Origin of the sequence: Planctomonas deserti (assembly GCF_003067705.1) — a bacterium.
Classification (GTDB): Bacteria; Actinomycetota; Actinomycetes; order Actinomycetales; family Microbacteriaceae; genus Planctomonas; species Planctomonas deserti.
Genome location: NZ_QANL01000001.1, coordinates 1,292,189 through 1,316,121 on the forward strand (window position 1 = coordinate 1,292,189; position 23,933 = coordinate 1,316,121).

At 69.8% G+C, this 23,933-nt stretch carries 20 protein-coding genes; 9 read left to right on the forward strand and 11 right to left on the reverse strand.

What is annotated here, in order from left to right:
* Positions 1-32: 32 nt before the first annotated feature.
* From DAI20_RS05940 to DAI20_RS05970, 7 genes are all read right to left on the reverse strand, one after another.
* Positions 33-938 (reverse strand): carbohydrate ABC transporter permease, encoded by a 906-nt coding sequence (locus DAI20_RS05940; protein WP_108249562.1) that lies wholly within the window; start codon positions 936-938, stop codon positions 33-35.
* A complete protein-coding gene (locus tag DAI20_RS05945; RefSeq protein ID WP_108249563.1) occupies positions 935-1,897 on the reverse strand; it encodes a carbohydrate ABC transporter permease in 963 nt (320 codons plus the stop codon). Before DAI20_RS05945 ends, DAI20_RS05940 begins: the two co-directional genes overlap by 4 nt.
* Before the next feature lie 84 nt (positions 1,898-1,981).
* A complete protein-coding gene (locus tag DAI20_RS05950; RefSeq protein ID WP_240605894.1) occupies positions 1,982-3,310 on the reverse strand; it encodes an ABC transporter substrate-binding protein in 1,329 nt (442 codons plus the stop codon).
* Between the two features lie 457 nt (positions 3,311-3,767).
* On the reverse strand, positions 3,768-5,228 hold the full coding sequence (xylB, locus tag DAI20_RS05955; RefSeq protein WP_108249565.1) for a xylulokinase: 1,461 nt from the start codon (positions 5,226-5,228) through the stop codon (positions 3,768-3,770).
* A gap of 43 nt (positions 5,229-5,271) precedes the next feature.
* A complete protein-coding gene (gene xylA / locus DAI20_RS05960) occupies positions 5,272-6,462 on the reverse strand; it encodes a xylose isomerase (RefSeq protein ID WP_108249566.1) in 1,191 nt (396 codons plus the stop codon).
* A 119-nt stretch (positions 6,463-6,581) separates the two neighbouring features.
* Positions 6,582-7,631: an ABC transporter permease gene (locus tag DAI20_RS05965; RefSeq protein ID WP_108249567.1), complete on the reverse strand. Its 1,050-nt coding sequence runs from the start codon at positions 7,629-7,631 to the stop codon at positions 6,582-6,584.
* Entirely contained in the window at positions 7,628-9,148 is a 1,521-nt protein-coding gene (locus tag DAI20_RS05970) for a sugar ABC transporter ATP-binding protein (RefSeq protein ID WP_108249568.1), read from the reverse strand. The genes DAI20_RS05965 and DAI20_RS05970 overlap by 4 nt, the downstream gene beginning before the upstream one ends.
* A gap of 276 nt (positions 9,149-9,424) precedes the next feature.
* On the opposite strand from DAI20_RS05970, the gene DAI20_RS05975 reads away from it, so the two are divergent.
* The 5 genes from DAI20_RS05975 (at position 9,425) to DAI20_RS05995 (ending at position 14,598) form a co-directional block, all read left to right on the forward strand.
* Positions 9,425-10,474: a substrate-binding domain-containing protein gene (locus DAI20_RS05975; RefSeq protein WP_108249569.1), complete on the forward strand. Its 1,050-nt coding sequence runs from the start codon at positions 9,425-9,427 to the stop codon at positions 10,472-10,474.
* A 115-nt stretch (positions 10,475-10,589) separates the two neighbouring features.
* Positions 10,590-11,732 (forward strand): Gfo/Idh/MocA family protein, encoded by a 1,143-nt coding sequence (locus DAI20_RS05980; RefSeq protein WP_108249570.1) that lies wholly within the window; start codon positions 10,590-10,592, stop codon positions 11,730-11,732.
* A 67-nt stretch (positions 11,733-11,799) separates the two neighbouring features.
* The gene (locus tag DAI20_RS05985; protein ID WP_108249571.1) at positions 11,800-12,804 is read left to right on the forward strand and encodes a sugar phosphate isomerase/epimerase family protein; all 1,005 of its coding nucleotides are present in this window, start codon (positions 11,800-11,802) and stop codon (positions 12,802-12,804) included.
* Positions 12,805-12,914: 110 nt separating this feature from the next.
* Positions 12,915-14,132, forward strand: coding sequence for an ROK family protein (locus tag DAI20_RS05990; RefSeq protein ID WP_240605895.1), 1,218 nt, complete (start codon positions 12,915-12,917; stop codon positions 14,130-14,132).
* 160 nt (positions 14,133-14,292) lie between these two features.
* A complete protein-coding gene (locus DAI20_RS05995) occupies positions 14,293-14,598 on the forward strand; it encodes a hypothetical protein (RefSeq protein ID WP_108249572.1) in 306 nt (101 codons plus the stop codon).
* Positions 14,599-14,631: 33 nt separating this feature from the next.
* On the opposite strand, the gene crcB is transcribed toward DAI20_RS05995, so the two are convergent.
* Positions 14,632-15,006, reverse strand: coding sequence for a fluoride efflux transporter CrcB (gene crcB / locus DAI20_RS06000; protein ID WP_108249573.1), 375 nt, complete (start codon positions 15,004-15,006; stop codon positions 14,632-14,634).
* Positions 15,003-15,452: a fluoride efflux transporter FluC gene (locus DAI20_RS06005; protein ID WP_108249574.1), complete on the reverse strand. Its 450-nt coding sequence runs from the start codon at positions 15,450-15,452 to the stop codon at positions 15,003-15,005. The genes crcB and DAI20_RS06005 overlap by 4 nt, the downstream gene beginning before the upstream one ends.
* 223 nt (positions 15,453-15,675) lie before the next feature.
* Between DAI20_RS06005 and DAI20_RS06010 the strand changes: the two genes are divergently transcribed.
* The gene (locus DAI20_RS06010; protein WP_108249575.1) at positions 15,676-16,767 is read left to right on the forward strand and encodes a Gfo/Idh/MocA family protein; all 1,092 of its coding nucleotides are present in this window, start codon (positions 15,676-15,678) and stop codon (positions 16,765-16,767) included.
* A gap of 72 nt (positions 16,768-16,839) precedes the next feature.
* Entirely contained in the window at positions 16,840-17,907 is a 1,068-nt protein-coding gene (locus DAI20_RS06015; RefSeq protein WP_108249576.1) for a Gfo/Idh/MocA family protein, read from the forward strand.
* A gap of 319 nt (positions 17,908-18,226) precedes the next feature.
* Here the strand turns inward: DAI20_RS06015 and DAI20_RS06020 are convergent, their stop codons facing one another.
* Positions 18,227-19,267 (reverse strand): LacI family DNA-binding transcriptional regulator, encoded by a 1,041-nt coding sequence (locus DAI20_RS06020; protein ID WP_108249577.1) that lies wholly within the window; start codon positions 19,265-19,267, stop codon positions 18,227-18,229.
* 364 nt (positions 19,268-19,631) lie between these two features.
* Here DAI20_RS06020 and DAI20_RS06025 point away from each other — a divergent pair, with 364 nt between their 5' ends.
* Entirely contained in the window at positions 19,632-20,537 is a 906-nt protein-coding gene (locus DAI20_RS06025; protein WP_240605935.1) for a carbohydrate ABC transporter permease, read from the forward strand.
* Complete coding sequence (locus DAI20_RS06030; RefSeq protein ID WP_108249578.1) at positions 20,534-21,481, forward strand: carbohydrate ABC transporter permease; 948 nt, start codon at positions 20,534-20,536, stop codon at positions 21,479-21,481. The genes DAI20_RS06025 and DAI20_RS06030 overlap by 4 nt, the downstream gene beginning before the upstream one ends.
* A gap of 895 nt (positions 21,482-22,376) precedes the next feature.
* Here DAI20_RS06030 and DAI20_RS06035 read toward each other — a convergent pair.
* Positions 22,377-23,759: an ABC transporter substrate-binding protein gene (locus tag DAI20_RS06035; protein ID WP_108249579.1), complete on the reverse strand. Its 1,383-nt coding sequence runs from the start codon at positions 23,757-23,759 to the stop codon at positions 22,377-22,379.
* Positions 23,760-23,933: the final 174 nt, after the last annotated feature.

A 23,933-nucleotide genomic window follows, 5' to 3' on the forward strand; every position in this document is an offset into this window, starting at 1 on the left:
GACCGGCTAGGCGGTGGGCGGAGAAGCGAGGATCACTTCACCGCTCCAGCCGTCACGCCACGGCTCAGGGTGCGCTGGAAGATGAGAAAGAAGACAAGGGTGGGCAACAGGGACAGCAGCGATCCGGCGTTCAGCACCGTGATGTCGATGGTGTTCTGACCGCGCAACGTCGACAGCGCTATGGGGATGGTCTGCGCGGACTGGTCGGACAGTAGGACGAGCGGAATGTAGAACTCGTTCCACGTCCAGATGAAGAAGAAGACGACGAGGACCGCGAGGGTCGGCCGCATGATCGGGTAGACCACCTGCCACAGGATCTTCCAGCGGCTGGCGCCGTCCAGTGCGGCTGCCTCGAGCAGTTCCTTGGGCACTGTTCCCATGACACTCGCCAGAAGATAGGTGCCGAACGCGGCGTGCAACACGGTGAAGACCGCGATGACCGACCACGGCGTGTTCAGGGTGCCCGTCGCCTGCGCTCCGTAGAACAGCGGGTAGATGAGCGCTTCATGGGGAAGCATCGTCGAAAGCAGCAGGATCGCGAGTACCAGTCCACTCGCTCTGATCCTGCCGATTCCGATCGCATAGGCGCCGAGCAGAGCAATGGCGGCGCCGAGGAATGCGGTGGCCGTCGCGATCACGACGGAGTTCCACAGCGCGACCGGGTAGTTCACGATGTCGAGGTACTTAGAGAACGCCTCGAGGCTGAAGGACTCCGGCCACGCCAGAGGCCCGTTCACCGAGTAGTCGGCGACGCTCTTGAATGCGTTGAGGATCAACAGCCAGAACGGCGCCAGCATGACCACGGCGACCGCCGCGGCGATCGCGAGGATGAGCCATCGGATGGGAGAGTGCTTCCGGTGACGGGATGACTTGGCTGCCTGCTCGGGCGGAAGCAGGACCTCCTCGTCGACGGGTCCGACCTGGATCGCCACGGTCATGCCACCCTTTCGTTGTCGGTGCGGCGCTGCCACGTCAGCATGATGGCGGCGACGATGAATATGACGATCGACATGACGGTCGCGATGGCGGACCCATAGCCGACCTTGGACAGCTCGAAGAAGCTGCGGTAGGCGTAGTAGGAGGGGACAACGGTCGAGCCCTCCGGTCCACCGGCGGTGAGGATGAGGATGGGTGCGAACACTTTGAGCGCTCCGACGGTCGCGGTGAGGACCACGATGAAAATCTCCGGGCGGATCTGGGGCACGGTGATCGCGAGGAAGCGACGACCCCAGCCGGCGCCGTCCAGTTCGGCCGCCTCGTAGAGCTCGGGGTCGACCCGCTGCAGGGCCGCCATGAAGATCACGACCGGGTAGCCGATCTGCAGCCAGACAAGCATCGCCATCACCGAGCTCAGTGCCTGGCTGGGGTCACCGAGCCAGTCCGGCGGATTCTCGATACCGATGGTGCGCAGGAACGAGTTGATCGATCCGTTGCGGGAATCGAGGATCCAGCTCCAGATGAAGCCGGCCACAGCGATCGGGAGGATCTGCGGGAGGTAGTAGGTGGCCCTGAGGAAGGCGGCCGTGCGGCTGCCGAACTTTCGCCCGAGGTAGTCGAAGAGCACGGCCGCGAGGACGAGGCCGATGAGGGTGGGAATGACCACGATCGCGATGATCATGAACACAGAGTTTCTGAAAGAAAGCCAGAACTCCTGGTCGGCGAGGAGGTCGGTGTAGTTGCCGAGGCCATACCACCGCAACGGCGATCGGCCGCCCTTCCACTTGAAGAGGCTCACGACGACGTTCATCACGAACGGCACGATGACGATCGCGCCGAAACCCACGCCGATGGGAAGCAGGTACCACCAATAGGACCCCCGCTCGCGAATGCTGACGCCGCGCCTGCGCGACCGAGCGGGGCGGGCGGAAGCGGGCCGGGCCTGGGCTGTCGTTGCCATCGTGTACTCCTTGTTCGTTCCGGCTGACCAGGGCGAGGGGGGCGCGACACGGATGTGCCGCGCCCTGACCTCGATCCGTGTGGGTCAGCCCTCGATGACGTCCGCCCTGCCGGAGTCGTAGAACTCCTGCAGCGCGTCCAGGTACTCGTCGGCTGTCTCGTTGCGGTTCGACATCGCCTGCATGTGGTTCTGCAGGAAGTCGAGGAGGCCGGGTACCGGGTAGTCGGCGTAGAACGTGAGGCTGTCCGCGTCGACCAGCTCGTCGAAGCGCTGCGTGAACTCGCGGGTCAGTGGGTCGGTGATCTTGCTCGTGTCGCCCGCAAGAGGCAGCCCGCCGAGCTCGCCGATCTGGTTCTGCACCTCGGGACGCAGCGTCGTCTCGATCCACTCGTACGCGAGGTCTTTGTTGTCGGCCTCGGCCGGCACGCCCCAGAGGTGGCCGGAGGAGCCACCCGACATGTTGGCACCCGGGAGGGTGAAGTAGCCCCAGTCGAACGGCGCCGTGTCGCGGACGCGATTGAACTCGCCCTGGTTCCAGATGAGCATCGCGGGTTCGCCGCTCAAGAAGTTGACGGTGGCCTGCTCGAAGTTGAGGCCGGCGAGCTGGTCACCGACATACCCCTTCTCGATCCACTCCTGGAACTGCTCGGTGCCCTTCTTCCAGGGGTCGGCCGAGAAATCCACCTCATCGCGGAGGAACATGAAGTCGTCGATCGCGTCGCGATCGGCGTACGCCGACACAAGGGAGTACCAGATCCACATCTGGTTGAACCCCTGGTTGGTCGCAGCCGAGCTCGAGATGGGGAGGATGCCGGCCGCCACGAGCTTGTCCATGGCGGTCTCGAAGTCCTCAAGGGTCGTGGGGACCTCGGTGATGCCCGCCTGAGCGAACTTCTCCTTGTTGTAGTAGAACATCACGTACTCACCGATGTTCGGGATGCCGTACCAGTCGCCGGAGCCGGCGAGGCCAGATTCGTCGTACTTGGCGAACGCCTGCATGGAGCCGGTGATCTTCTCGTCCCAGCCGTACTTCTCGACCTGCTCCGTGAGCGGCTCGAGAAGTCCCTGGGCGGCAAGCTGTCCGCCGTCCGCGTTGCCTTTGTTGAACTCGACAACGTCCGGGACATCGTTGCCCGAGAGCACGATCTTGGCATTCTTACGGAAGGCATCGAAGCTGGTGGTTTGGTAGTCCACCTTCACGTCGGGGTGCTCCTCCTTGAAGATCTCGAGGGCGGTCTGCCAGCCCTGGCCCTGAGCGCTGTCCTCGGTTTCGTATTGGACGATCGTGAAGGTGTCGCCGCCCGAGTCACCGGCGCTGCCGCCGGCGCTGCATGCCACGAGCCCCGAGCTTGCGAGGACGCAGGCCGTGAGGGCCGCGACCCGGATGGGTCCTCTCGCCATTCGTGATGTCACTGTCTAGCTCCTTTGCTATGCGCCGCGGGGTACCGGCGGTGTCCATGATGAGATCGGCGCGGCATGCGCCACTGTCGGTCGGCCATGACGAACGTCACGGTGTGACGGGGGAGTGCGAGAAGGCCGCACCGACCGTCGCCGTTCGGGCTCACCGTCATCGGCACCACCAAAGCGGTGGGGCGTGCAGTCCGCTCTGGCGACCTTCCGTCATCGCCGACGTAATGGTTTACGTAAACGATTAACCTGACAGTACAACCCTAGGTGCGGGAGCACAAGATCCGTCTGCACGAGAGGCAGCGCGGTGCTCGTGGAGGCGGCGCCGTCGGCACGCCCGTCGCACGGCGGGCCCGCGATGGGGCCGGGGCGTCCAGGCGCTGAAGACGAAAAGCGGATGCCCGACCACGTGGGTCGGGCATCCGCTCGTCGGGAGGGTCGATCGGGGACCGACCAGGGATGATCAGACGGTCGCGCGCTCCGAGTACTGGCGGCGGATGACGGGACGGGTGTCCGGCTCCGGTTCCAGCACCATGCTCACGGGCCAGACCGGGCGCTCACGGGTCAGCGCCCACGCGGCCTGCACGGCCGCGCCGTCGGCGACGTACTCCGCGGGGTTGGGTACGACGACGGGGGCGTCGAAGACCTGCGCCGCGATGCGGGCGACGGCCTCGTTCTGAGCCGCGCCGCCGATCAGCAGCAGCCTGCTCTCCCGCACGCCCGTCGCGCGCACGGCGTCGAGCCCGTCCGCGAGCCCGGAGAGCAGGCCCTCGATGGCCGCACGGGCGAGGTTGGGACGCGAGGTGGACGCAAGCGTCATGCCGCTGAGGGTCGCGGTCGCATCCGGGCGGTTGGGCGTGCGCTCGCCCTCGAAGTAGGGCACGAGCACGAGCCCCTCACTACCCGGCTCCGCCTCGAGGGCGAGGCGGCCGAGCTCGTCGTGGTCGACGCCCAGCAGCCCCGCGATCGAGTCGAGGACCCGCGCGGCGTTCAGGGTGGCGACGAGCGGCAGATAACGGCCGCTCGCATCGGCGAAGCCCGCGACGGCGCCGGACTCGTCGGCCGCGACGGCATCGGTGACCGCGAACACGGTTCCCGACGTTCCGATCGAGATGACGACGTCGCCCGCGCTCGCGCCGAGGCCGAGCGCGGCGCCCGCGTTGTCGCCCGCGCCGGCACCCACGACGACGCCGGACTCAGCGGTCGCACCCGCGACAACGGCGAGGCCCGCGGCCTCGTCGTGGCCGAGCACCCGGGGGAGCACGACGCCGGGCAGGTCGCGGCTGCCCGGCTGAGCCTCGCGCCCGGGGCGGCCGAAGGTGAGCTCGAACAGGTCGAGATCGTAGGTCCCCGACGCCGGGCTCCAGTAGCCGGTGCCGCTGGCGTCGGATCGGTCGGTGACGAGCTGCTCGAGGTCCGGCCCGTACAGGCTGTCGCCCTCGGGGCCGTACCCGCGAAGGCGCCAGGTCAGCCAGTCGTGGGGCAGGGCGACGGCGGCGACGCGCGCCGCGTTGTCCGGCTCCGTGTCCCGCAGCCAGCGCAACTTCGTGCCGGTGAAGGACGCGACGGGCACGAGCCCGGTGCGGGCCGCCAGCTCCGCGGCGCCGACCTCACGGATGAGGTCGGCGGCCGCGGGAGCCGAGCGGGTGTCGTTCCACAGCAGGGCGGGGCGGATGACCCGGCCGGCGTCGTCGAGCACGACCATGCCGTGCTGCTGACCGGCGACCGCGACGGCCGCGATGTCAGCCAGGCCGCCGGCCTCCGCGATGGCCGCGAGCAGGGCGTCCCACCACGCCTGCGGGTCCACCTCGGTGCCCGCGGGGTGGCTCGCGCGTCCCCGCCGGACGACCTCGCCGGTCGCCAGGTCGCGCACGACCGCCTTGCAGCTCTGGGTCGACGAGTCGACCCCCATCACGAGCGCCATCGGTATCCTTTCCTCGCCCTGCTCCGCCTGGTTCTTCCGGTGCCTAGCGGGCGCCGAGCAGGTGCTCGAGCATGAGCTGCTGCAGACGCACGAAGCCGAAGCCCTTGCCACCGAAGTACTGCTCGGCGTCGAAGTCCTCGTACGCGCTGCGGTCGGCGAGCAGGTCGTCGTAGCTCTCGCCGTCGTTCAGCGTGTTCGTGCGGATCTCGGGCACGCGGGCGGCCTCGAGGGCCTCCTGCACCTCGGGGTCGGCGCGGAACGCCGCCGCACGCTCCTTGAGCAGGAGGTACATGCGCATGTTGGCTGCGGCGGACGCCCAGACGCCGTCGTAGTCCTCGGTGCGGCTCGGCTTGTAGTCGAAGTGGCGGGGGCCGTCGTAGGAGGGTCCGCCGGCGGGGCCGCCGTGCTCGAGGAGGTCGACGAGCGAGAACGCGTTCTGCAGGTCGCCGTGACCGAAGACGAGGTCCTGGTCGTACTTGATGCCGCGCTGGCCGTTGAGGTCGATGTGGTAAAGCTTGCCCTGGTAGAGCGCCTGGGCGATGCCGTGGGTGAAGTTCAGCCCGGCCATCTGCTCGTGGCCGACCTCGGGGTTGACGCCGACGAGCTCGGGACGCTCGAGCGTCTCGATGAACGCGAGCGCGTGGCCGAGCGTGGGCAGCAGGATGTCGCCGCGGGGCTCGTTCGGCTTGGGCTCGATCGCGAAGCGGATGTCGTAGCCCTTGTCGGTGACGTAGTCGCCGAGCATGTTGACGGCCTCGCGGTAGCGCTCGAGGGCGCCCTGGATGTCCTTGGCGGCGTCGTACTCGCTGCCCTCGCGGCCACCCCACATGACAAACGTCTTCGCGCCCAGCTCGGCGGCGAGGTCGATGTTGCGCAGCACCTTGCGCATCGCGAAGCGACGCACGGCGCGGTCGTTGGAGGTGAAGCCGCCGTCCTTGAAGACGGGGTGGCTGAACAGGTTCGTCGTCACCATCGGCACAACGAGGCCGGTGTCGGAGAGGGCCTGCTTGAGGCGGTCGATCTCGCGCTGGCGCTCGGCGTCGCTCGACCCGAACGGGAAGAGGTCGTCGTCGTGGAACGTGAGGCCGTAGGCGCCGAGCTCGGCGAGCTTCGTGACGGCCTCGACCGTGTCGAGGTTCGGGCGGGTGGGGGGACCGAACGGGTCGTTGCCCGTCCATCCGATGGTCCAGAGACCGAAGGAGAACTTGTCTTCGCGCGTGGGCTGGTCAGCCATGGGGCACCTGATCTTTCAGCGTCGTTGGTGAATATGTTGGACTGCTAAACATATTACCCGGACGAGTGCCGATTGCACCAGCCCCGATCGGTCGGGACCTCCGAACAGTCCGGCCCCGATCAGTCGGTGCGGCGCGAGCCCCTCGATGCGAAGCGCTGCTGCAGCAGGACGGCGAGCACGATGATGGCGCCCTTGGCCACGGCCTGCACCGAGGTCGACAGGTTGTTCTGGGTGAACACGTTGGTGAGCGTCGCGAAGATCAGCACGCCGAAGACCGTGCCGACGATCGTGCCGCGGCCGCCCACCAGCAGGGTGCCGCCCACCACGACGGCCGCGATGGCGTCGAGCTCGTAGAGGGTGCCGTGGGTGGACGTGCCGGACGTGGTCCGGGCGAGCATCATGACCGCGGCGATGCCCGCGGTGAATCCGGACAGCACGTAGAGGGCGACGACGTGGCGCCGCACCTTGATGCCGGCGAGGCGGGCCGCCTCCCGGTTCCCGCCGATGGCGACCGTGCGGCGCCCGAACGTCGTGCGGTTGAGGAGGAACCAGCCGGCCGCGGCCACGATCACGAAGATCCAGATCAGCAGGGGCACGCCGAGGATGTTGGAGCGGGTGGCCGAGAGGAATTCCGCCACGTTCACGATGAGGGTCCGCCGCTCGGAGACCAGCTCCGCGAGGCCGCGGGCGCCGACGAGCATGGCGAGCGTCGCCATGAACGCCACGACGTTGCCGTAGGCGATCACCACGCCGTTCACGAGACCCGCGGCGGTGCCGACCGCGAGCGCGACGACCACCATGAGGATCCAGGACGACTGCGTCGCCGCGAGCTGGACGGCGGCCAGGGTGGCGACGACCGACGACAGCCCCATCACCGAGCCGACGGAGAGGTCGATGCCGCCCGCCGTGATCACGAAGGTCATGCCGATGCTGATCACGCCGATGATCGAGGCGTAGCGCACGATCGTCAGCATGTTGTCGACGGTCAGGAACCGGTCGCCCGCCGTCGCCGCGCCCACCCCGATCAGCAGGGCGAGGGCGATGACGAGGCCGAGGTTGCGCCCGGCCGAGCCGCCGAGGAAGCGGCGGAGGGGGCTGTCGGGCTTCTCCTTCGGCCGGTCGATCACCGGCGGCACCGAGGAGCTCACGGTGGTGTTCTGCTCGCTCACGCGGCACTTCCTTTCAGGACGAGGTCGAGCACGTCGTGCTCGGTGAGGTCTGATGCGTTCCGGGTGTCGAGCACGCGGCCGTCCGCGAGGATGAGGACGCGGTCGGCCAGCCCGAGCACCTCCTCGATCTCGCTCGAGACGAGGACGATGGCCGTGCCGGCCGCGGCGAGCTGGCGGATGAGGGCGTAGATCTCCGCGCGGGCGCCCACGTCGACGCCGCGCGTCGGCTCGTCGAGGAGCAGCACCCGGGTGCCGTGGACGAGCCATCGGGCGAGGAGGATCTTCTGCTGGTTGCCGCCGGACAGGGTGCCCGTCTGGCGGTCCGGGTCCGCCGGCCGCAGCTCGAGCGACTCGATCTGCTCACGGGTCACCTCGCGCTCGCGGCGCTCGTCGAGCAGCGACGCCCGGGCGAACCGGGGGAAGGTGGCGAGCGTCACGTTGCGGTAGATGGGCTCGGAGAGCAGCAGCCCCTGGCTCTTGCGCTCCTCCGGTGACAGGCCGACGCCGGCGTCGACCGCGGCCGTGACGGACCCCGGCGACAGGGCGCGCCCCGCGACGGTGACCGACCCCGCGGTCGGGCGCCTCGCGCCGTACACGGTCTCGAGGACCTCGGACCGCCCGGAGCCGACGAGCCCGGCGAGTCCCACGATCTCGCCCGCCCGCACCGAGAAGCTCACGCCCTCGAACACGCCCCGCACGGCGAGGTCGGTCACGGTCAGCACCGCCTCGGCGGCGGCGGCCGGGGGAGTCGCGGGCGGGAAGACGTTAGCGACGGTGCGGCCCGTCATGAGCCGGATGAGCTCCGGCGTCGGGGTTTCCGCGACGGGGAGTCCGACGGCCGTGCTACTGCCGTCCTTGATGACCGTGATGCGGTCGCCGATCTCGCGGATCTCCTCCAGCCGGTGGGAGATGTAGACGACGGCGATGCCCTGCGCGGTGAGCTCGCGTACGACGCGGAACAGGTTCTTGACCTCCTCGGCGTCGAGCACCGCGCTCGGCTCGTCCATGATGAGCAGCCGCGCGTCCCGGGACAGGGCGCGCGCCATGCTGACGAGCTGCTTCCCGGCGGCGGGGAGGGATCCCACCTCGCGGCCCGGCGCCATCGAGCCGTGCCCGAGCCGCGTGAGCAGCTCGCGCGTGCGGCGCCGCGCCTCGCCCCCGCGCAGCACGCCTCCGGTGGCGAGCTCGTGGCCGAGGAAGACGTTCTCGGCGATGGACAGGCCGTCCACGACGTCGAGCTCCTGGTACATCGTGGCGATGCCGAGGCCGAGCGCCGCGACCGGGTTCGCGATGGTCACCGCGTTCCCCTGCCAGCTGATCGTGCCGCCGTCGGGCTGGTACGCACCGGACAGGATCTTGATGAGCGTCGACTTGCCTGCGCCGTTCTGCCCGAGCACGCAGTGCACCTCGCCCGGGAGCACGGAGAGGTCGACCCCGCGGAGCGCCTGCACGCCTCCGAACGACTTCGTGAGGCCGCGCACGTCGAGCAGGGGAGCAGGATGATCGCCATCGAACATGACCGCAACATAACAGTGATGGGCGGCGGGGGACAGGTCTGACAGCACCGGAAACGAGCGGATAACGCTCCTGCCGGAGCGCTCCGATGTCTGTTATGTTGCAGGAAACGTCAATGGGGACTCACCCGAAGCGAGAAGTCGGACTCCGACCGTTCCCGCGCCCCGGCGGACGCCGCCCGGCGGCTGATGCTTCAAGGCCCGGGGGATGCCGCCTCCGCGGCCGGTGCCGCGGTGGTGCCGCATTGGCGCGAAGCGGTTTCACTCTAGGAGGAACACATGCTCGCCAGCCCCTCGCTGCGGCGCCGACTCCTTGTCGGGTCCGGCACCACACTCGCCCTCGCCGCGCTCCTCACGGGATGCACACCGGGCGACGCTCCCGAAGAAGAAACGGAAGCGACGACCAGCACCGCCGAGGGCAACGAGGCCACCGGCGACACCATCACGATCGGCTTCTCCGGCCCGGCCGCCGACCACGGCTGGCTCGGCGCCATCAACTCCGCCGCGCTCGCCGAGGCGGAGAAGTTCCCGGACATCGACCTGAAGGTCGCGGAGGGCACCAACGACGCCAACCTCCAGATCAGCCAGGTCGAGACGTTCATCAACGACAAGGTCGACGCGATCGTGCTGCTGCCGACCGACGGCGCAGCGCTGACGGATGTGGCCATCCGCGCCATGGAGGCCGGCATCCCGGTGGTCAACGTCGACCGCGAGTTCTCCAGCCCGTTCGCCGCGCGCGTCACCGTGCTCGGTGACAACTACGGCATGGGCGTGAGCGCGGGCACCTACATCTGCGAGCAGCTCGAGGGCAACGACGACGCCGTCGTCGCCGAGATCGCGGGAATCGACTCCCTGCCGCTGACCCAGGACCGGAGCCGCGGCTTCGCCGACGCGCTCGACGACTGCGGCCTCGAGGTCAGCAACCGCGTGGCCGCGGACTTCACCGTCCAGGGCGGCGAGGCCGCGACCTCCCAGCTGCTCTCCGCGGCGCCGCAGATCGACGCGATCTGGAACCACGACGACGACCAGGGCATCGGCGTGCTCGCCGCCATCGACGCGGCGGGCCGTGACGAGTTCTTCATGATCGGCGGCGCCGGCTCCGCCAACGCGATGCGCTCCATCGAGGCGGACGACACGGTGCTGAAGGCCACGGTCATCTACCCGTCCACCCAGGCGGCGGACGGCATCCGGCTCGCGCGCCTGCTCGTGCAGGGCAAGGCGCTCAGCGACCTCGTCGAGGTCGAGGTGCCGAACCGCATCGTGCTGAACGCCCCGGTCGTGACCGGCGAGAACGTGGAGCAGTACCTGCCCACCGCGTTCGAGTCCTGATCCGCGGGCGCCCGTCGTTCTGGGCGACGGGCGCCCGTGTCCACCCCGGTGCAGAGCGCACCGCATCTCCTCAACAGAAAGCGAACACATGCCAGGCACTCCGCTTCGCGTCGCCATGATCGGGTACGGCTTCATGGGAGCCGCGCACTCGCAGGGGTGGCGGGTCGCCCCCCGCTTCTTCGACCTGCCCCTCGCGCCCGAGATGTCCCTCGTCGTCGGCCGCAACGCCGATGCCGTCGCCCAGGCGGCGGAGAAGTGGGGCTGGGCCGAGAGCCACACGGACTGGCGCGCGGCCATCGAGCGCGACGACATCGACCTCATCGACATCGTGACGCCCGGCGACACCCACGCGGAGATCGCGATCGCGGCGCTCGAAGCGGGCAAGCACGTGCTCTGCGAGAAGCCCCTCGCCAACACCGTCGAGGAGGCACAGGCGATGGCGGAGGCCGCCGAGCGCGCCGCCGCGAAGGGCGTCCGCGCCATGGTGGGCTTCACCTACCGCCGGGTGCCCGCGACCACCTTCGCCCGCGACCTCGTCGCGGCGGGCAAGATCGGCGAGATCCGGCAGGTGCGCGCCGTGTACCTGCAGGACTGGCTCGCCGACGCGGAGGCGCCGCTCACCTGGCGCATGAAGAAGGAGCTCGCCGGATCCGGCGCGCTCGGCGACATCGGCGCGCACATCATCGACCTGACCCAGTACATCACCGGCCAGCGGCTGACCAGCGTCTCCGGCATCCTCGAGACCTTCGTGAAGGAGCGCCCCCTGCTCGAGAGCGGCCGCGGCCTGTCCGGCACCGCCTCGACGGAGCGCGGCGAGGTGACGGTGGACGACCTGGCGCTGTTCACCGGCCGCTTCGACGGCGGCGCCGTCGGCTCGTTCGAGGCGACCCGGTTCAGCACGGGACGGAAGAACGCCCTGCGCGTCGAGATCGCGGGCTCCACCGGCGCCCTCTCCTTCGACCTCGAGGACTTGAATTCCCTCGGCTACTACGACGCGACGGCCCCGGACACGGAGCAGGGCTTCCGGAAGATCCTGGTCACCGAGCCGGACCACCCGTACATGAGCGCCTGGTGGCCCACCGGTCACATGATCGGCTACGAGCACGGCTTCTCCCACCAGGTCAAGGACCTGGTCGAGGCCATCGACGCGGGCGAGCAGCCGACGCCGTCCTTCGCCGACGGCCTCCAGGTGCAGCAGGTGCTGCAGGCGGTGGAGGAGAGCTCGGTCCACGGCAGCACCTGGACCCCCATCTCCTAGCCGACCCGGAGGCGCGAATTAGCGCCTCCCCAGCACGCATCGACGAGACACGACAAGGAGAACACGCATGGCACGACCGATCACGCTCTTCACCGGACAGTGGGCCGACCTTCCGTTCGAGGAGGTGGCGAGGCTCGCCTCCGAGTGGGGGTACGACGGGCTCGAGATCGCCTGCTGGGGCGACCACCTCGACGTCAACCGCGCGGCGACGGACGACGAGTACCTGCAGTCGAGGCTCGACATCCTCGACAGGTACAACCTCAAGGTGTGGGCGATCTCGAACCACCTGAAGGGGCAGGCCGTCTGCGACGACCCGATCGACGCCCGGCACCGCGACATCCTGCCGGACGCCATCTGGGGCGACGGGGACCCCGAGGGCGTGCGGCAGCGCGCGGCCGAGGAGATGAAGAACACGGCACGCACCGCGGCCCGCCTCGGCGTGAAGACGGTCGTCGGCTTCACCGGGTCCGCGAACTGGAAGTACATTGCCATGTTCCCGCCCGTGTCGCCCGCGCTCATCGAGGCCGGCTTCAGGGACTTCGCGGACCGATGGAACCCCATCCTCGACGTGTTCGACGAGGTCGGCGTGCGATTCGCCCACGAGGTGCACCCGAGCGAGATCGCCTACGACTACTGGTCCACGGTCGCGACGCTCGAGGCGATCGGCCACCGCGAGGCCTTCGGCCTCAACTGGGACCCGAGCCACTTCGTCTGGCAGAACCTCGACCCCGTGGGCTTCATGTGGGACTTCCGCGACCGGATCTACCACGTGGACTGCAAGGACGCGAAGCTCAACATCGGCAATGGGCGCAACGGGATCCTCGGTTCCCACCTGCCCTGGGCGGACCCGAAGCGCGGCTGGGACTTCGTCTCCACCGGTCACGGCGACGTGCCCTGGGAGAAGAGCTTCCGCATGATGAACACCATCGGCTACGACGGTCCCATCTCCGTGGAGTGGGAGGACGCGGGCATGGACCGCCTCGTGGGCGCCCCGCAGGCCCTCGAGTTCGTGCGCAGCCTCGCGTTCGACCCGCCCCGCGCCGCGTTCGACGCCGCGTTCAGCACGCGATAGGCGAGACTGGTCGGATGGGCCGGCGGGGGCCGGGTGCCGAGAACGGCGCCCGCCCGCCGGTCGGCCGGTCCTGCCGCTAGGCGGATGGACGGCGGCGGAAGGAGGGGGACGTGAGCGACGCGCTGACACCGGCGCCCGCGCCCGGTGACGCGGGACGACGGAGCAACCTCTCCCTCGTCCTGTCCCTCCTGCACCGCAACGGCGCGCTCTCCCGGGCGGACCTGACGCGTGCGACCGGGCTGAACCGGTCGACCATCGCCACCCTCACCGCTCAGCTCGCGGAGCTGGGCCTCGCGTACGAGGCGGCGCCCTCCGGCGCCAGCCAGATCGGCAGGCCCAGCCCGACGGTGCATCCGGATCCCGCGACGGCGGCCCTGGTGATCAACCCCGAGATCGACACCATCACCCTCGGGCTCGTCGGGCTCGGCGGCACGGTGCTGAAGCGCGTGCGCTACGAAACCGACCGCGTGCCGTCGGCGCGCGAGGTCGTGAACGTGTCCGCGGCGATCATCCAGGGCATGCGGGGCGAGCTGGACGCCGCCTACCGGGTCGCCGGCATCGGTGTGGCGGTGCCCGGGCTCACCCGGGCGGACGACGGCCTGGTCACCTACGCGCCGCACCTGGAGTGGTTCGACGAGCCGATCGCCGACATGCTGCACGAGGCGACCGGGTACCGGGTGCGCGCGTCGAACGACGCGACCCTCGGCGCCGCCGCCGAGATCCTCTTCGGAGCCGGGCGCGGCGCCTCGGACATGATCTACCTCAACGGCGGTGCCAGCGGCATCGGTGGTGGCATCGTGACGCAGGGGTCCCCGCTGACCGGGACCGCGGGTTACGCGGGGGAGCTCGGGCACACCCTCGTCAACAGCTCTGGCCGGCTCTGCCACTGCGGCGCGCACGGCTGCCTGGAGACCGAGGTGTCCAGGGCCCCGCTGCTCGCCGCGCTCGGTCTGTCGTCCCGCGACTCCGACCGCCTGGAGGAGGACCTCGTCGCGGCGTTCGAGGCGGAGTCCGGGCCCGAGCCGGGCATCGCGGCGGAGGTGTCGCGGCAGGCGGCGTACCTCGCGGTCGCACTGCGCAACGCCGTCAACCTCTTCAACCCGAGCCTGATCGTGCTCGGCGGCTTCCTCGGCTCGCTCTACCGGGTGGCGCCCGAGCGTATCGAGGTGGCCGTGCGCGGCGAGGCCATGCGGGGCGCGCGCGAGGGCGTCCGCATCGTCCGTGCGCAGCTCGGCCGGGACATCCTGCTCATCGGCGCCGCGGAGCTCGCGTTCGCGGACCTGCTCGCGAACCCCCGGGAGGCGGAGGCGCTGCCCCGCCGGGCCTGACCTGTGCGGCCTGCACGATAGGCCTGACGCCTCAGGCCTGATCGCCCCCATCATGGTCGGACTGATCGTCCGGTGCGGCCGCACGAGTTCGCGCGGAACCCGCTCACGAGAGGGCCCTTCTCCGGTACCGTGGCCGCAGAGCGCGACCGAGGGGAGCAGCATGACCGCGAACCGGAACCCCGACCGTTCGGCGTACCGGCTGGCCGCTCTCGCGGCGCTTGCCGCCGTCGCGATCTCGCTGGTCTCCACCGGGATGCAGTTGCTCGTGACCGCACGCCTGCTGCGCGCCGCGGACGCGCTGGCGGCGCGCTCGCCGCGCGCATCCGCCCACTCCCACCGGTCGGTCGTCGGGACGACGCCGATCATCGGCTCGCCGCTGCGGCCGAACCCCGCGCCCGTGGGTCCGGAGGATCGGCACAGCCCTCCGACGGGTCCGGTCAAGTCCTACCCGCCGGAGCTCGACTAGCCCGATAGGCGCCCGACCGGCCGCCGGCGCTGGTCAGCCCGCGAGGGTCATCCCGGCGGCGAGCCCGAGCGCGGCGAACGCCGTGCAGGTCACGAGCATGCCGACGCTGTGCGCGAGCGCCGCGCCGGCGCGCCCCTCCCGGACCAGGCGCACGGTCTCGACGCTCGCGGTGCTGAACGTGGTGTAGCCGCCGAGCAGTCCCGTGCCGAGCACGACCTGCAGCTCGGGGGAGAGCAGGGAGGCCGCGGCCAGCCCGGTGACCAGGCCAAGCAGCAGGGACCCGCTCGCGTTGATCACCGCGGTCCCGACCGGGTAGCGCACGGGGATCCGGGCGCGCAGCAGGGAGTCGAGCACGAACCGCGCGGCGGCTCCAAACCCGCCCGCGAGCGCGGCGAGGACGAGGATCACGTCCGTCCCGCCTCGCGGCGGGCAGTTCGCGCCGCGACCGCGATCCCGGCCCAGGAGGCGACCGCGCCCGCGAGCAGCGTCCCGAGCGCGTAGAGCAGGGCGACGGCGGCCGAGTCGCGGGAGCCGAGCAGCACCGTGTCCAGTGCCAGGGCGCTGTAGGTCGTGAAGCCGCCGAGGGCGCCGACGCCGACGAGGAGGCGCAGGTCTTGCCGGGCGCCGACGTCCGGCCCGCTGTGCGTCAGGCGCTCGAGCAGGACGCCGAGGAGGAAGGCGCCGACGATGTTGATCCCTACGGTCGCGACAGGCACGTCCCCGACCCGGGGAACGACGAGGGTGATCGCCTCCCGGAGCGCGGTGCCGACCGTGCCGCCGACCAGCACGAGCACGACGGAGCGCCACGCGGGGAGCGCGGGCGGCCCTCCCGACGCCGCACGAGTCGCCCGCATGCCCACCTCCGCATTAACCCTATGTGCCCCCGCGTGCCACGCCGACGGCGTGAGGTGAGCGATTCCGAGGAGGCTTGGCGCGGCCGCGTACGCTTTCTGAGAACGATGCCAGACCAATCGCGCGAATAGACACGCGGGGGCTGGTGCTGGTCGAGAAGCAGAAGTTATGGTTTCCCGGCACGCACTGACATCGTTCCCATAGCCTCGCGAAGGACGCCTTCCCATGCTTCGACCGCCGTCCTCCCGACCGTTGTCGGTCGCCGTCCTCGGCTTCTGGCACGTGCACGCCGGGGACTACGCCCGCGCCGTGCTTGCGCATCCGGACGCCGCCCTCGCCGCGGCATGGGATCCCGACGGCGAGCGCGGCCGTGCGGGAGCCGACGAGTACGGCGTCGAGTTCTCGGCCGACCTCGACGCGCTCCTCGCCCGCGACGACATCGACGCCGTGACCGTCACCACCGCGACCTCCGAGCACCACGACGTGATCACCCGGGCGGTGGCCGCCGGCAAGCATGTCTTCACCGAGAAGCTTCTCGCCCCGACCGTCGTCGAGGCCGAGGACATCCTCGCCCGGGCCGAGGAGCGCGGAGTCTCCGTCGTCGTGTCCCTGCCGCGGCTGTCCGACCCCACCACCCTCGCGGTGCAGCGGCTGATCGAGACCGGCGCGCTCGGGGCTCTCACCTACTGCCGCGTCCGGCTCGCCCACGACGGGTGGGTGCACGACTGGCTGCCCGAGCGGTTCGCGGACCGCGACGCCGCCGTCGGCGGCACGCTCGCCGACCTCGGCTGCCACCCCGCCTACCTCACCCAGCTCTTTCTCGGGGCGCGACCGGCCACGGTCAGCGCGACCTACTCGAGCGTCAGCAACCGGGACGTCGAGGACAACGCCGTGGTGACCCTCGGCTACCCGGGCGGCGCGATCGGGGTGATCGAGGCGAGCTTCGTGACCACACCGGGCGCGTTCACGCTGGAGCTGCGCGGAACCGAGGGCAGCGTCCTGCACGGCTTCGCCTCCGAGGTGCTCCTGGCGAAGGGCTCCGCGTTCGGCGGGGAGGGGTGGCACGAGGTGCCGCTGCCGGCCGCCGCGCCCGGTCCGTTCGCACAGTGGGTCGAGCACGTCCGCACCGGCACGGTCGCGACGGATAACCTGCGCGCCGCGGTCGAGCTCACCCGACTTGTCGTCGCAGCGAACGAGGCCGCCGGCGCCGGCATTCGGCCGTATCCGGCGGCCCACCCCGACGCCGCCGACTCCGACTCCGACTCCGCCTCCGCAGGCGATGCCGACGCCGTCATGCCTGCAGCGCCCGGCGCCTGACTCCAACCAACAAGGCGCCCGCCCGTCCGTCCTCCACCGTCCACACTTCAGCGCCGAAACGAGTCCCTCGCCGTGAGCTCCACCACTCCTCTCACCACTCCCACCACAGCCTCCCGTCCCTCCCTCCCCGTCCGGGTCGGCCTGATCGGGGCCGGCGGCATCACCATCGCCCACGCCGGCGGGTACCGCCGCAATCTCGACGCGATCACGGTCGCCGCCGTCGCGGATCCGGTCACCGAGAGCGCCGCGCAGCGCGCGGCCGAGTTCGGGGCGGCGGTGTACGACGACTACCGCACGATGCTGGCCGAGGCCGACATCGACGCCGTCGACATCTGCCTTCCGCACCACCTGCACAGGGACGCGATCGTCGCCGCGGCCCGGGCCGGCAAGCACGTGCTCTGCGAGAAGCCGCTCTGCCTCTCCGCGGCGGAGGCGGCGGAGATCACCGCGGCCGTCGCGGAGAGCGGCATCACCGTCATGTGCGCTCACAACCAGCTGTTTCTCCCGCCGGTCGCCAAGGCGAGGGAGCTGCTGGACTCCGGGTTGCTCGGCCGCGTCTACGAGGTGCGCACCACGGACAGCTTCTTCAACGACTTCACGCCCGAGAGCATGGGCTGGCGCGCGAGTGCGAAGACGAGCGGCGGGGGTGAGCTGATCGACACCGGCTACCACCCGTCCTACCTGCTGCTGCATCTCGCGGGCGGCGTGCCCGTCGAGGCGACGGCGATGCTCAGCACCCACCGGCTCACGTTCATGGAGGGCGAGGACTCCGCGCAGGTGCTCGTGCGGTTCGACAACGGCGTGCTCGGCAGCATCGTGACCAGCTGGGCGTACCAGCCGTCCGGCAACACGGAGCGGTTCTCCGTCGTCGGCGAGCGCGGATCCCTCTACAGCGATGGCATGACGTCCCTCACCTATCAGCTGCACGGCGAGTCCCCGGTCACGCTCGACTTCGAGCCGGCGCACGAGTTCGGCGCCGAGATCGCGCACTTCGCGAGCAGCATCCTGAACGGCACGAGGCCGCTGCACACCGAGAAGGAGGGGATCGAAGTGCTCGGCATCATCCTCGCCGCCTACGAGTCGGTGCGCACCCGCAGCGTCGCCTCGGTGATGAGCGCGGCGTCCCTCCTCGCCGCCTGATCCCCAGCGCCACCCGCGGATCGGGCTCGCGTGCCGCCGCCCCTGCCCAGGCAGAAGGATCCTGCGCAGCTTTTAGCTGGGCAGGATCCTCGTGCCTGGGCAGGGGCAGTCGGGCCGGGCGGGCAGGGCAGGGCAGGGGCGCGCGGGCGGCCGGGCCGATCGGGCGGGGTAGGCGCGGGGGGGGGGGGGGGGGGGGGGGGGGGGGGGGGGGGGGGGGGGGGGGGGGGGGGGGGGGGGGGGGGGGGGGGGGGGGGGGGGGGGGGGGGGGGGGGGGGGGGGGGGGGGGAAGCGGCCGGGAGTGCGGAGCCGGCCGCGGTGACTAGGGGGTGCGGGGTGCGGCGGTCGAGCCGCGTGGCAGGATCTGCGCGTCCAGCACCTGCGTCACCGGCTCCGCGTCGGGATCCGCGATGCGGGCGAGCAGGCGATCCATCGCGGCCTCGCCCAGGGCGACCGCGTCCTGCGCGACCGCCGTGATGCCGGGGCTCACCATGCTCATCCAGCGCGCGTCGTCGAATGACACGATGCTGAGATCGTTCGGTATGCGCAGCCCCAGGTCGTTCGCCGCGCGCCAGACACCCTCGGCCAGCAGGTTGTTCGCCGCGAACACCGCGGTCGGATGATCCCGGCGGGCGAGGATGTCAATCGCGGCCTTGCGGGCGTGGTCCGCGTCCCAGCCGGCCGTCACGAGCAGGCTGGGGTCCGCGGGGATGCCCGACTCCTCGAGGGAGCGCTGATATCCGGCGAAGCGCTCGCCGCCGGTGGTCCAGTCCGTCTCGTCGATCAGCAGCGCGATCCTGCGGTGGCCGAGCGCGATGAGATGGTCGGTCATGCGGCGGGCCACCCCGGCGTTGTCGATCACGACGGCGTCGCAGGCGCCGGAGGAGAATTGCCGGTCCACCTCGACGACGGGGATGTGCTGGCGCATGAGGTACTGCGACACGTCGCCGGACAGCGGCGTGACGATGACGCCCGCGGCGCGCGTCGAGACGAACGCCTGCGCGGCGCTGCGCTCCTCCTCGACGAGGCCCTGGTCGTCCACGAGCATCATGGTGTAGCCGCCCTGGCGTGCTCGCGAGGCGATGCCCGCCGCGAGATCCGCATAGAAGGTGTTCCGGAGGTCGGACACGAGCACGCCGACGGACCGGCTCACCTGCTTGCGCAGGCTGCGGGCCATGGCGTGCGGCACGTAGCCCAACTCGTCCGCCGCGGCGAGGATCCGCTCGCGCACCGCTGAGGCGACGTACCCCTCGCCGCTCATGGCACGGGAGGTCGTGGACTGCGAAACACCGGCGGCGCGGGCGACGTCTTTGAGGGTGGCGCGGCGCGGGGGATCGGAACGCTGCGGCGTGCCGTCGGCCATGCGGCCCCCTTCGTTTCGCTGCGGGACCACCACGGGGCGTGAGCGGCACACCGGGCGGAAAACCCATATCCTTGGCCCGGAATCACGATGGTATAGCGTGAGCCGCGAGAGCACTTCCCTTGCCTTCGGCATGCGCTGGCTTTACAGTGCTGACTGTGTGGCAACGATGCCAGACAGCGCGGTTTGCGGAGCTCTCCTGGAAAGGGATGGCCATGACAACAACACACGCGACTGCAGGCGGTCCCGGGCTCCGGAGCACCCCGTGAGCAACCTCAAGGCGCTTCCGATCGTGCCTGCCGACCCGGCCGGAACGGTGCAGCGCGAGAAGCGCAACGGGCGCGGCAAGGGCCCCAAGCCCCCGAAGGTGCGCATCAAGTACAACCGCCGCGAGGCCGTCGCCGGCTACCTGTTCATCCTGCCGTGGGTGCTCGGCTTCCTCGTCTTCACGCTCGGCGCCATGATCTACAGCCTGGTCATCTCGTTCAGCAACTACGACCTGGCGACCGACACCGCGACGCCGATCGGGCTCGAGAACTACACGAACCTCATCGAGGACCCGAAGGTCATGCTGGCCCTCGGCAACACCCTCTTCTACGCCGTCATGGCGGTGCCGCTCGAGATCGCGTTCGCGCTCTTCCTGGCGATGCTGCTGAACCGGGTGGGCCGGGGCGCCGGCCTCTTCCGCACGCTGTACTACCTGCCGAAGATGACCCCGTCCGTCGCGGCAGCATCCGTGTTCCTCCTGCTGCTGAACGGCAACTACGGCGCCATCAACCGGGGGCTCGCCGCCATCGGCATCCAGGGACCGCAGTGGCTGACCGACCCGAACTGGGTGAAGCCGTCCATCGTGCTCATGACCCTCTGGTCGGTGAGCGGCACGATGATCATCTTCCTCGCCGCCCTGAAGAACGTGCCCGTCGACCTGTACGAGGTCGCGTCACTCGACGGCGCGGGCAAGGTGCGCCAGTTCTTCAGCATCACGGTGCCGATGATCTCGGGCACCATCTTCTTCAACGTGCTCGTGCTCACCATCGCGGCGCTGCAGGTGTTCGACCAGGCGTTCCTGCTGTTCTGGCGCAACCAGACGAACGCGTCACCGGAGTCGTCCCTCTTCTACGCCGTGTACCTGTTCCAGCAGGCGTTCCGTAACTTCAACTTCGGCTTCGCGGCCGCCATGGCGTGGCTGATCTTCCTCATCATCATGATCATCACGGTCATCCAGGTGAAGTTCGGCAATCGCTTCGTCTACTACGAGGGGGACCGGCGATGACCACGACGCTCGGCACCAGCAACGCGACCGTCGATCCTCGGCTCCAGGCGGTCGGGATGCAGCAGGCGGGCGGGAAGAGCCCCGCTTCCCCCGGTCGCGCCGTGCGCAGCGTCGCCGGTCGTGTGGCCCTGTGGGCGCTTCTCATCGGGTTCGCGCTCGCGTTCCTGTACCCGTTCCTCTGGCTGATCTCGGCGAGCTTCAAGCCCCGCGGCGAGGTGTTCGACAACTCGCTCATCCCCAAGACGTTCAGCCCGCAGAACTACGCGGAGGTCTGGGACAAGCTGCCGCTGCTCAACTGGATGGGCAACAGCATCCTGATCGCGGTGCTCGCGGCCGGCCTCGTCACGCTCTCGAGCTCGGTCGTGGCGTTCGGCTTCGCCTACTTCAAGTTCCCCGGGCGCGACCTGCTGTTCGGCCTCGTGCTGGCGACGATGATGCTGCCGGGCGCGGTCACGCTCATCCCGACCTACCTGATCTGGAACAACCTCGGCATGATCGGCACCACGGTGCCGCTCTGGGGCGCGAACCTGTTCGGCTCGGCGTTCTACATCTTCCTGCAACGCCAGTTCTTCCTCGGACTACCACGGGAGCTGTTCGAGGCGGCCCGCGTCGACGGTGCGAGCTACTGGGGCATGTTCTGGCGCATCGCCGTGCCGCTGTCCGTGCCGTCGTTCATCATCGTGTTCATCTTCGAGTTCCAGGCCAGCTGGAACAACCTGCAGGCACCGCTCATCTACCTGAACTTCGGTGCGGTGGAGAACTTCACGGTCCCGCTCGGCATCTCCTATGCCATGACCGCCTTCAGCCCCGGCAACGGCGGCCAGGGCGACTACCAGTGGGTGATGGTGGCGGCACTCATCGTGACGATGCCGATGCTGATCCTCTTCGCCGCAGGCCAGCGGTACTTCATCGAGGGCATCGCGACCCAGGGCCGCAAGGGCTGACCCGCCCCGAGGAAGGGGACCCGCCGCGAGGTGGGTTCCCTTCTTCTGTGCGTGCGGGGGGTGCGCGTGTGTGTGGTGTGCGGTCCCGGAGTGCGGTTCGGGGACGCAATTCAGCAGATCACGCTGGACACGCCGGTCGCCCGCGCCGGTGGGCGGCGTGTCGGCCGGGAACTGCTGAGTTGCGTCGCGTGGCGGGCCGATTCTGCTGAGGTGCGTCGGGTGGTAGGCCGGATCTGCTGAGTTGCGTCGCTTCGACAGGCTCAGCGACCGTGTGGTCCCGACCCTTTGCTGACTCGCGACGGTCCAATACGGTCCCTGAGCTTGTCGAAGGGACGCTCGCCGACCTGGGCGCCTTGCGTCGCTTCGACGGGCTCAGCGACCGTGTGGTCCTGACCTCGTGGCCTCAGGAGCGCGGGCCGATACGGTCCCTGAGCTTGTCGAAGGGACGCTCCGCGACCCTGTGGTCCGGACCCCGCGTCTGCCGGGGAACGCAATTCAGCAGATCCGCCCCGGTTGAGGACGCAATTCAGCAGATGCTTCTCGACACGCCATTCACGGGACCGGGTGAGCGGCGTGTCGAGCGAGATTTGCTGAGTTGCGACGGGTGGTGAGGGGGATTTGCTGGGTTGCGTCGGGTGGTGGGGGGATCTGCTGAGTTGCGTCGGGTGGTAGGTCGGATCTGCTGAGTTGCGTCGCTTCGACAGGCTCAGCGACCGTGCCGCTCCGCCCGACCCCCGCGGTCAGGCCCAGCCCCCCCCCCCCCGGCTCTCCACCCATCCCCCAACCGCCGGTCCCACCCGTCATTCCACCGCACCCCCACCTCGCACACACACGACGAAGGGGCGGCCCCCCGAAGGAGGACCGCCCCGTGCGCGCCTCGCGGCGCTGTCGCGTACTAGTTGCCGGTCGTCTGGTCCCAGGCCCGCTGGGCGGCCTGCTGAGCGTCGGCCAGCGCCTCCTCCGGCGACTTCTCGCCGTTGAGGGCGGCGGTCACACCGGTCTGGAGCTCGGTCTGGATCTCCTGGCCCGCGGCGGAGGAGCCGAAGGAGCGGCCCTCACCCACGACCTCGTAGTAGGTGGCGATGACCTGGTCGAAGCCGGCGTTGCCGGTCGGCACCACGAACTGCTCGCGGATCGCCTGGTCGGCCGAGGGCGATCCGGTGAAGAGTCCCGTGTTCATGCGGTTGGGGTCCGGGTCCTCCTCGATGGTCGTGGCGCGGGCCTCGCCGGCCGCCATCCAGGCGTCGTCAGAGGTGAGGTTGAGCGCCCACGCGCACGCCGCGGCAGGGTTCTTCGCACCCTTCGGCACGACGAACGCGGTGCCGCTGGCGACCGTGAAGGGGTTGCCGTCCTGGTCCTTGAAGGGCACGGCGTTGATCGTGATGTTCGCCTGCGTCGCCGCGAGCACGTTGGGGTACCACTGCGCGTACACGCCGCTGGCGACCTGGTCCTTCACGTACTGGTTCTCGGAACCGAACATGTCGAACGTGTCGATGAAGCTCTTCACCTTGGCGTAGCCGCCCTGGGCGTCCGTGAGCTCCTTGAGGAACTCGAGCGTCTCGACGTTCTTGGGGTCGTCGAGAGTCGGCTTGCCCTCGTCGTCCATGATGGAGCCGCCGTTGCCGAGAAACCACAGTCCGGCCTGGCCGGGCAGGTCGGGGTTCATGCCGAGGGTGGAGGGGTTGCCGCCGCTCTCCTTGTAGAGCGAGGTGACCTGGGAGATCAGGCCCTCGTGGTCGGAGGTGTCGATGTCCTCCGGAGCGAGTCCCGCGGCCTCCAGCAGTCGCGTGTTCACGATGATCGCCGGCGGCTGGTAGAACTGCGGAACCGCGTAGATGCTGTCGTCGTAGGTCACGTCCTCGATCACCGAGTCGTACCAGTGGCTCGACTCGACGTCGTTGGCCGAGAGGCAGTCGTCGAGCGGCAGGATCAGGCCCTTCGCCGCGTAGGTGCCGACGTACTGCGAGCTCATCTGCACGACGTCGGGCACCTGGCCGCTCGCGGTTGCGGCCGTGAACTTCTGCGCGTCGAACGCGGTCGCCTCGATCTTGATGTCCACGTCGGAGAGCTGCTCCTCCGCGTAGTCCAGCCGGGCCTGGCCGACGTCGTCGGCGTTCTCGAAGCCCCACGCGTTCAGCGCGCCTGTGGGCGCCGCCGAGAAGTCGACCTCCTCGCTCGCGGCGTTCCCGCCGCCGCCGCCCCCACCACCGCAGCCGGCGAGCACCACCACGGACGCGGTCATCGCGAACGTGGCGAGGACCCTCTGCCTCTTAGTCATCAGTTCTTCCCTTCGATGGAGTCGTGGGAGGCGTCATCGCGACCCACTCCGGACCGTACCCGGAAGTATGAAAGGCGCCACGGGACGTGGAATCCTTTCCATGTTGCAAGCTAGTGCAGGCACCATGCGCAGACAAGGCTCGCCCCGCCCGGGGGCGCCATACCGTTGGAGAAC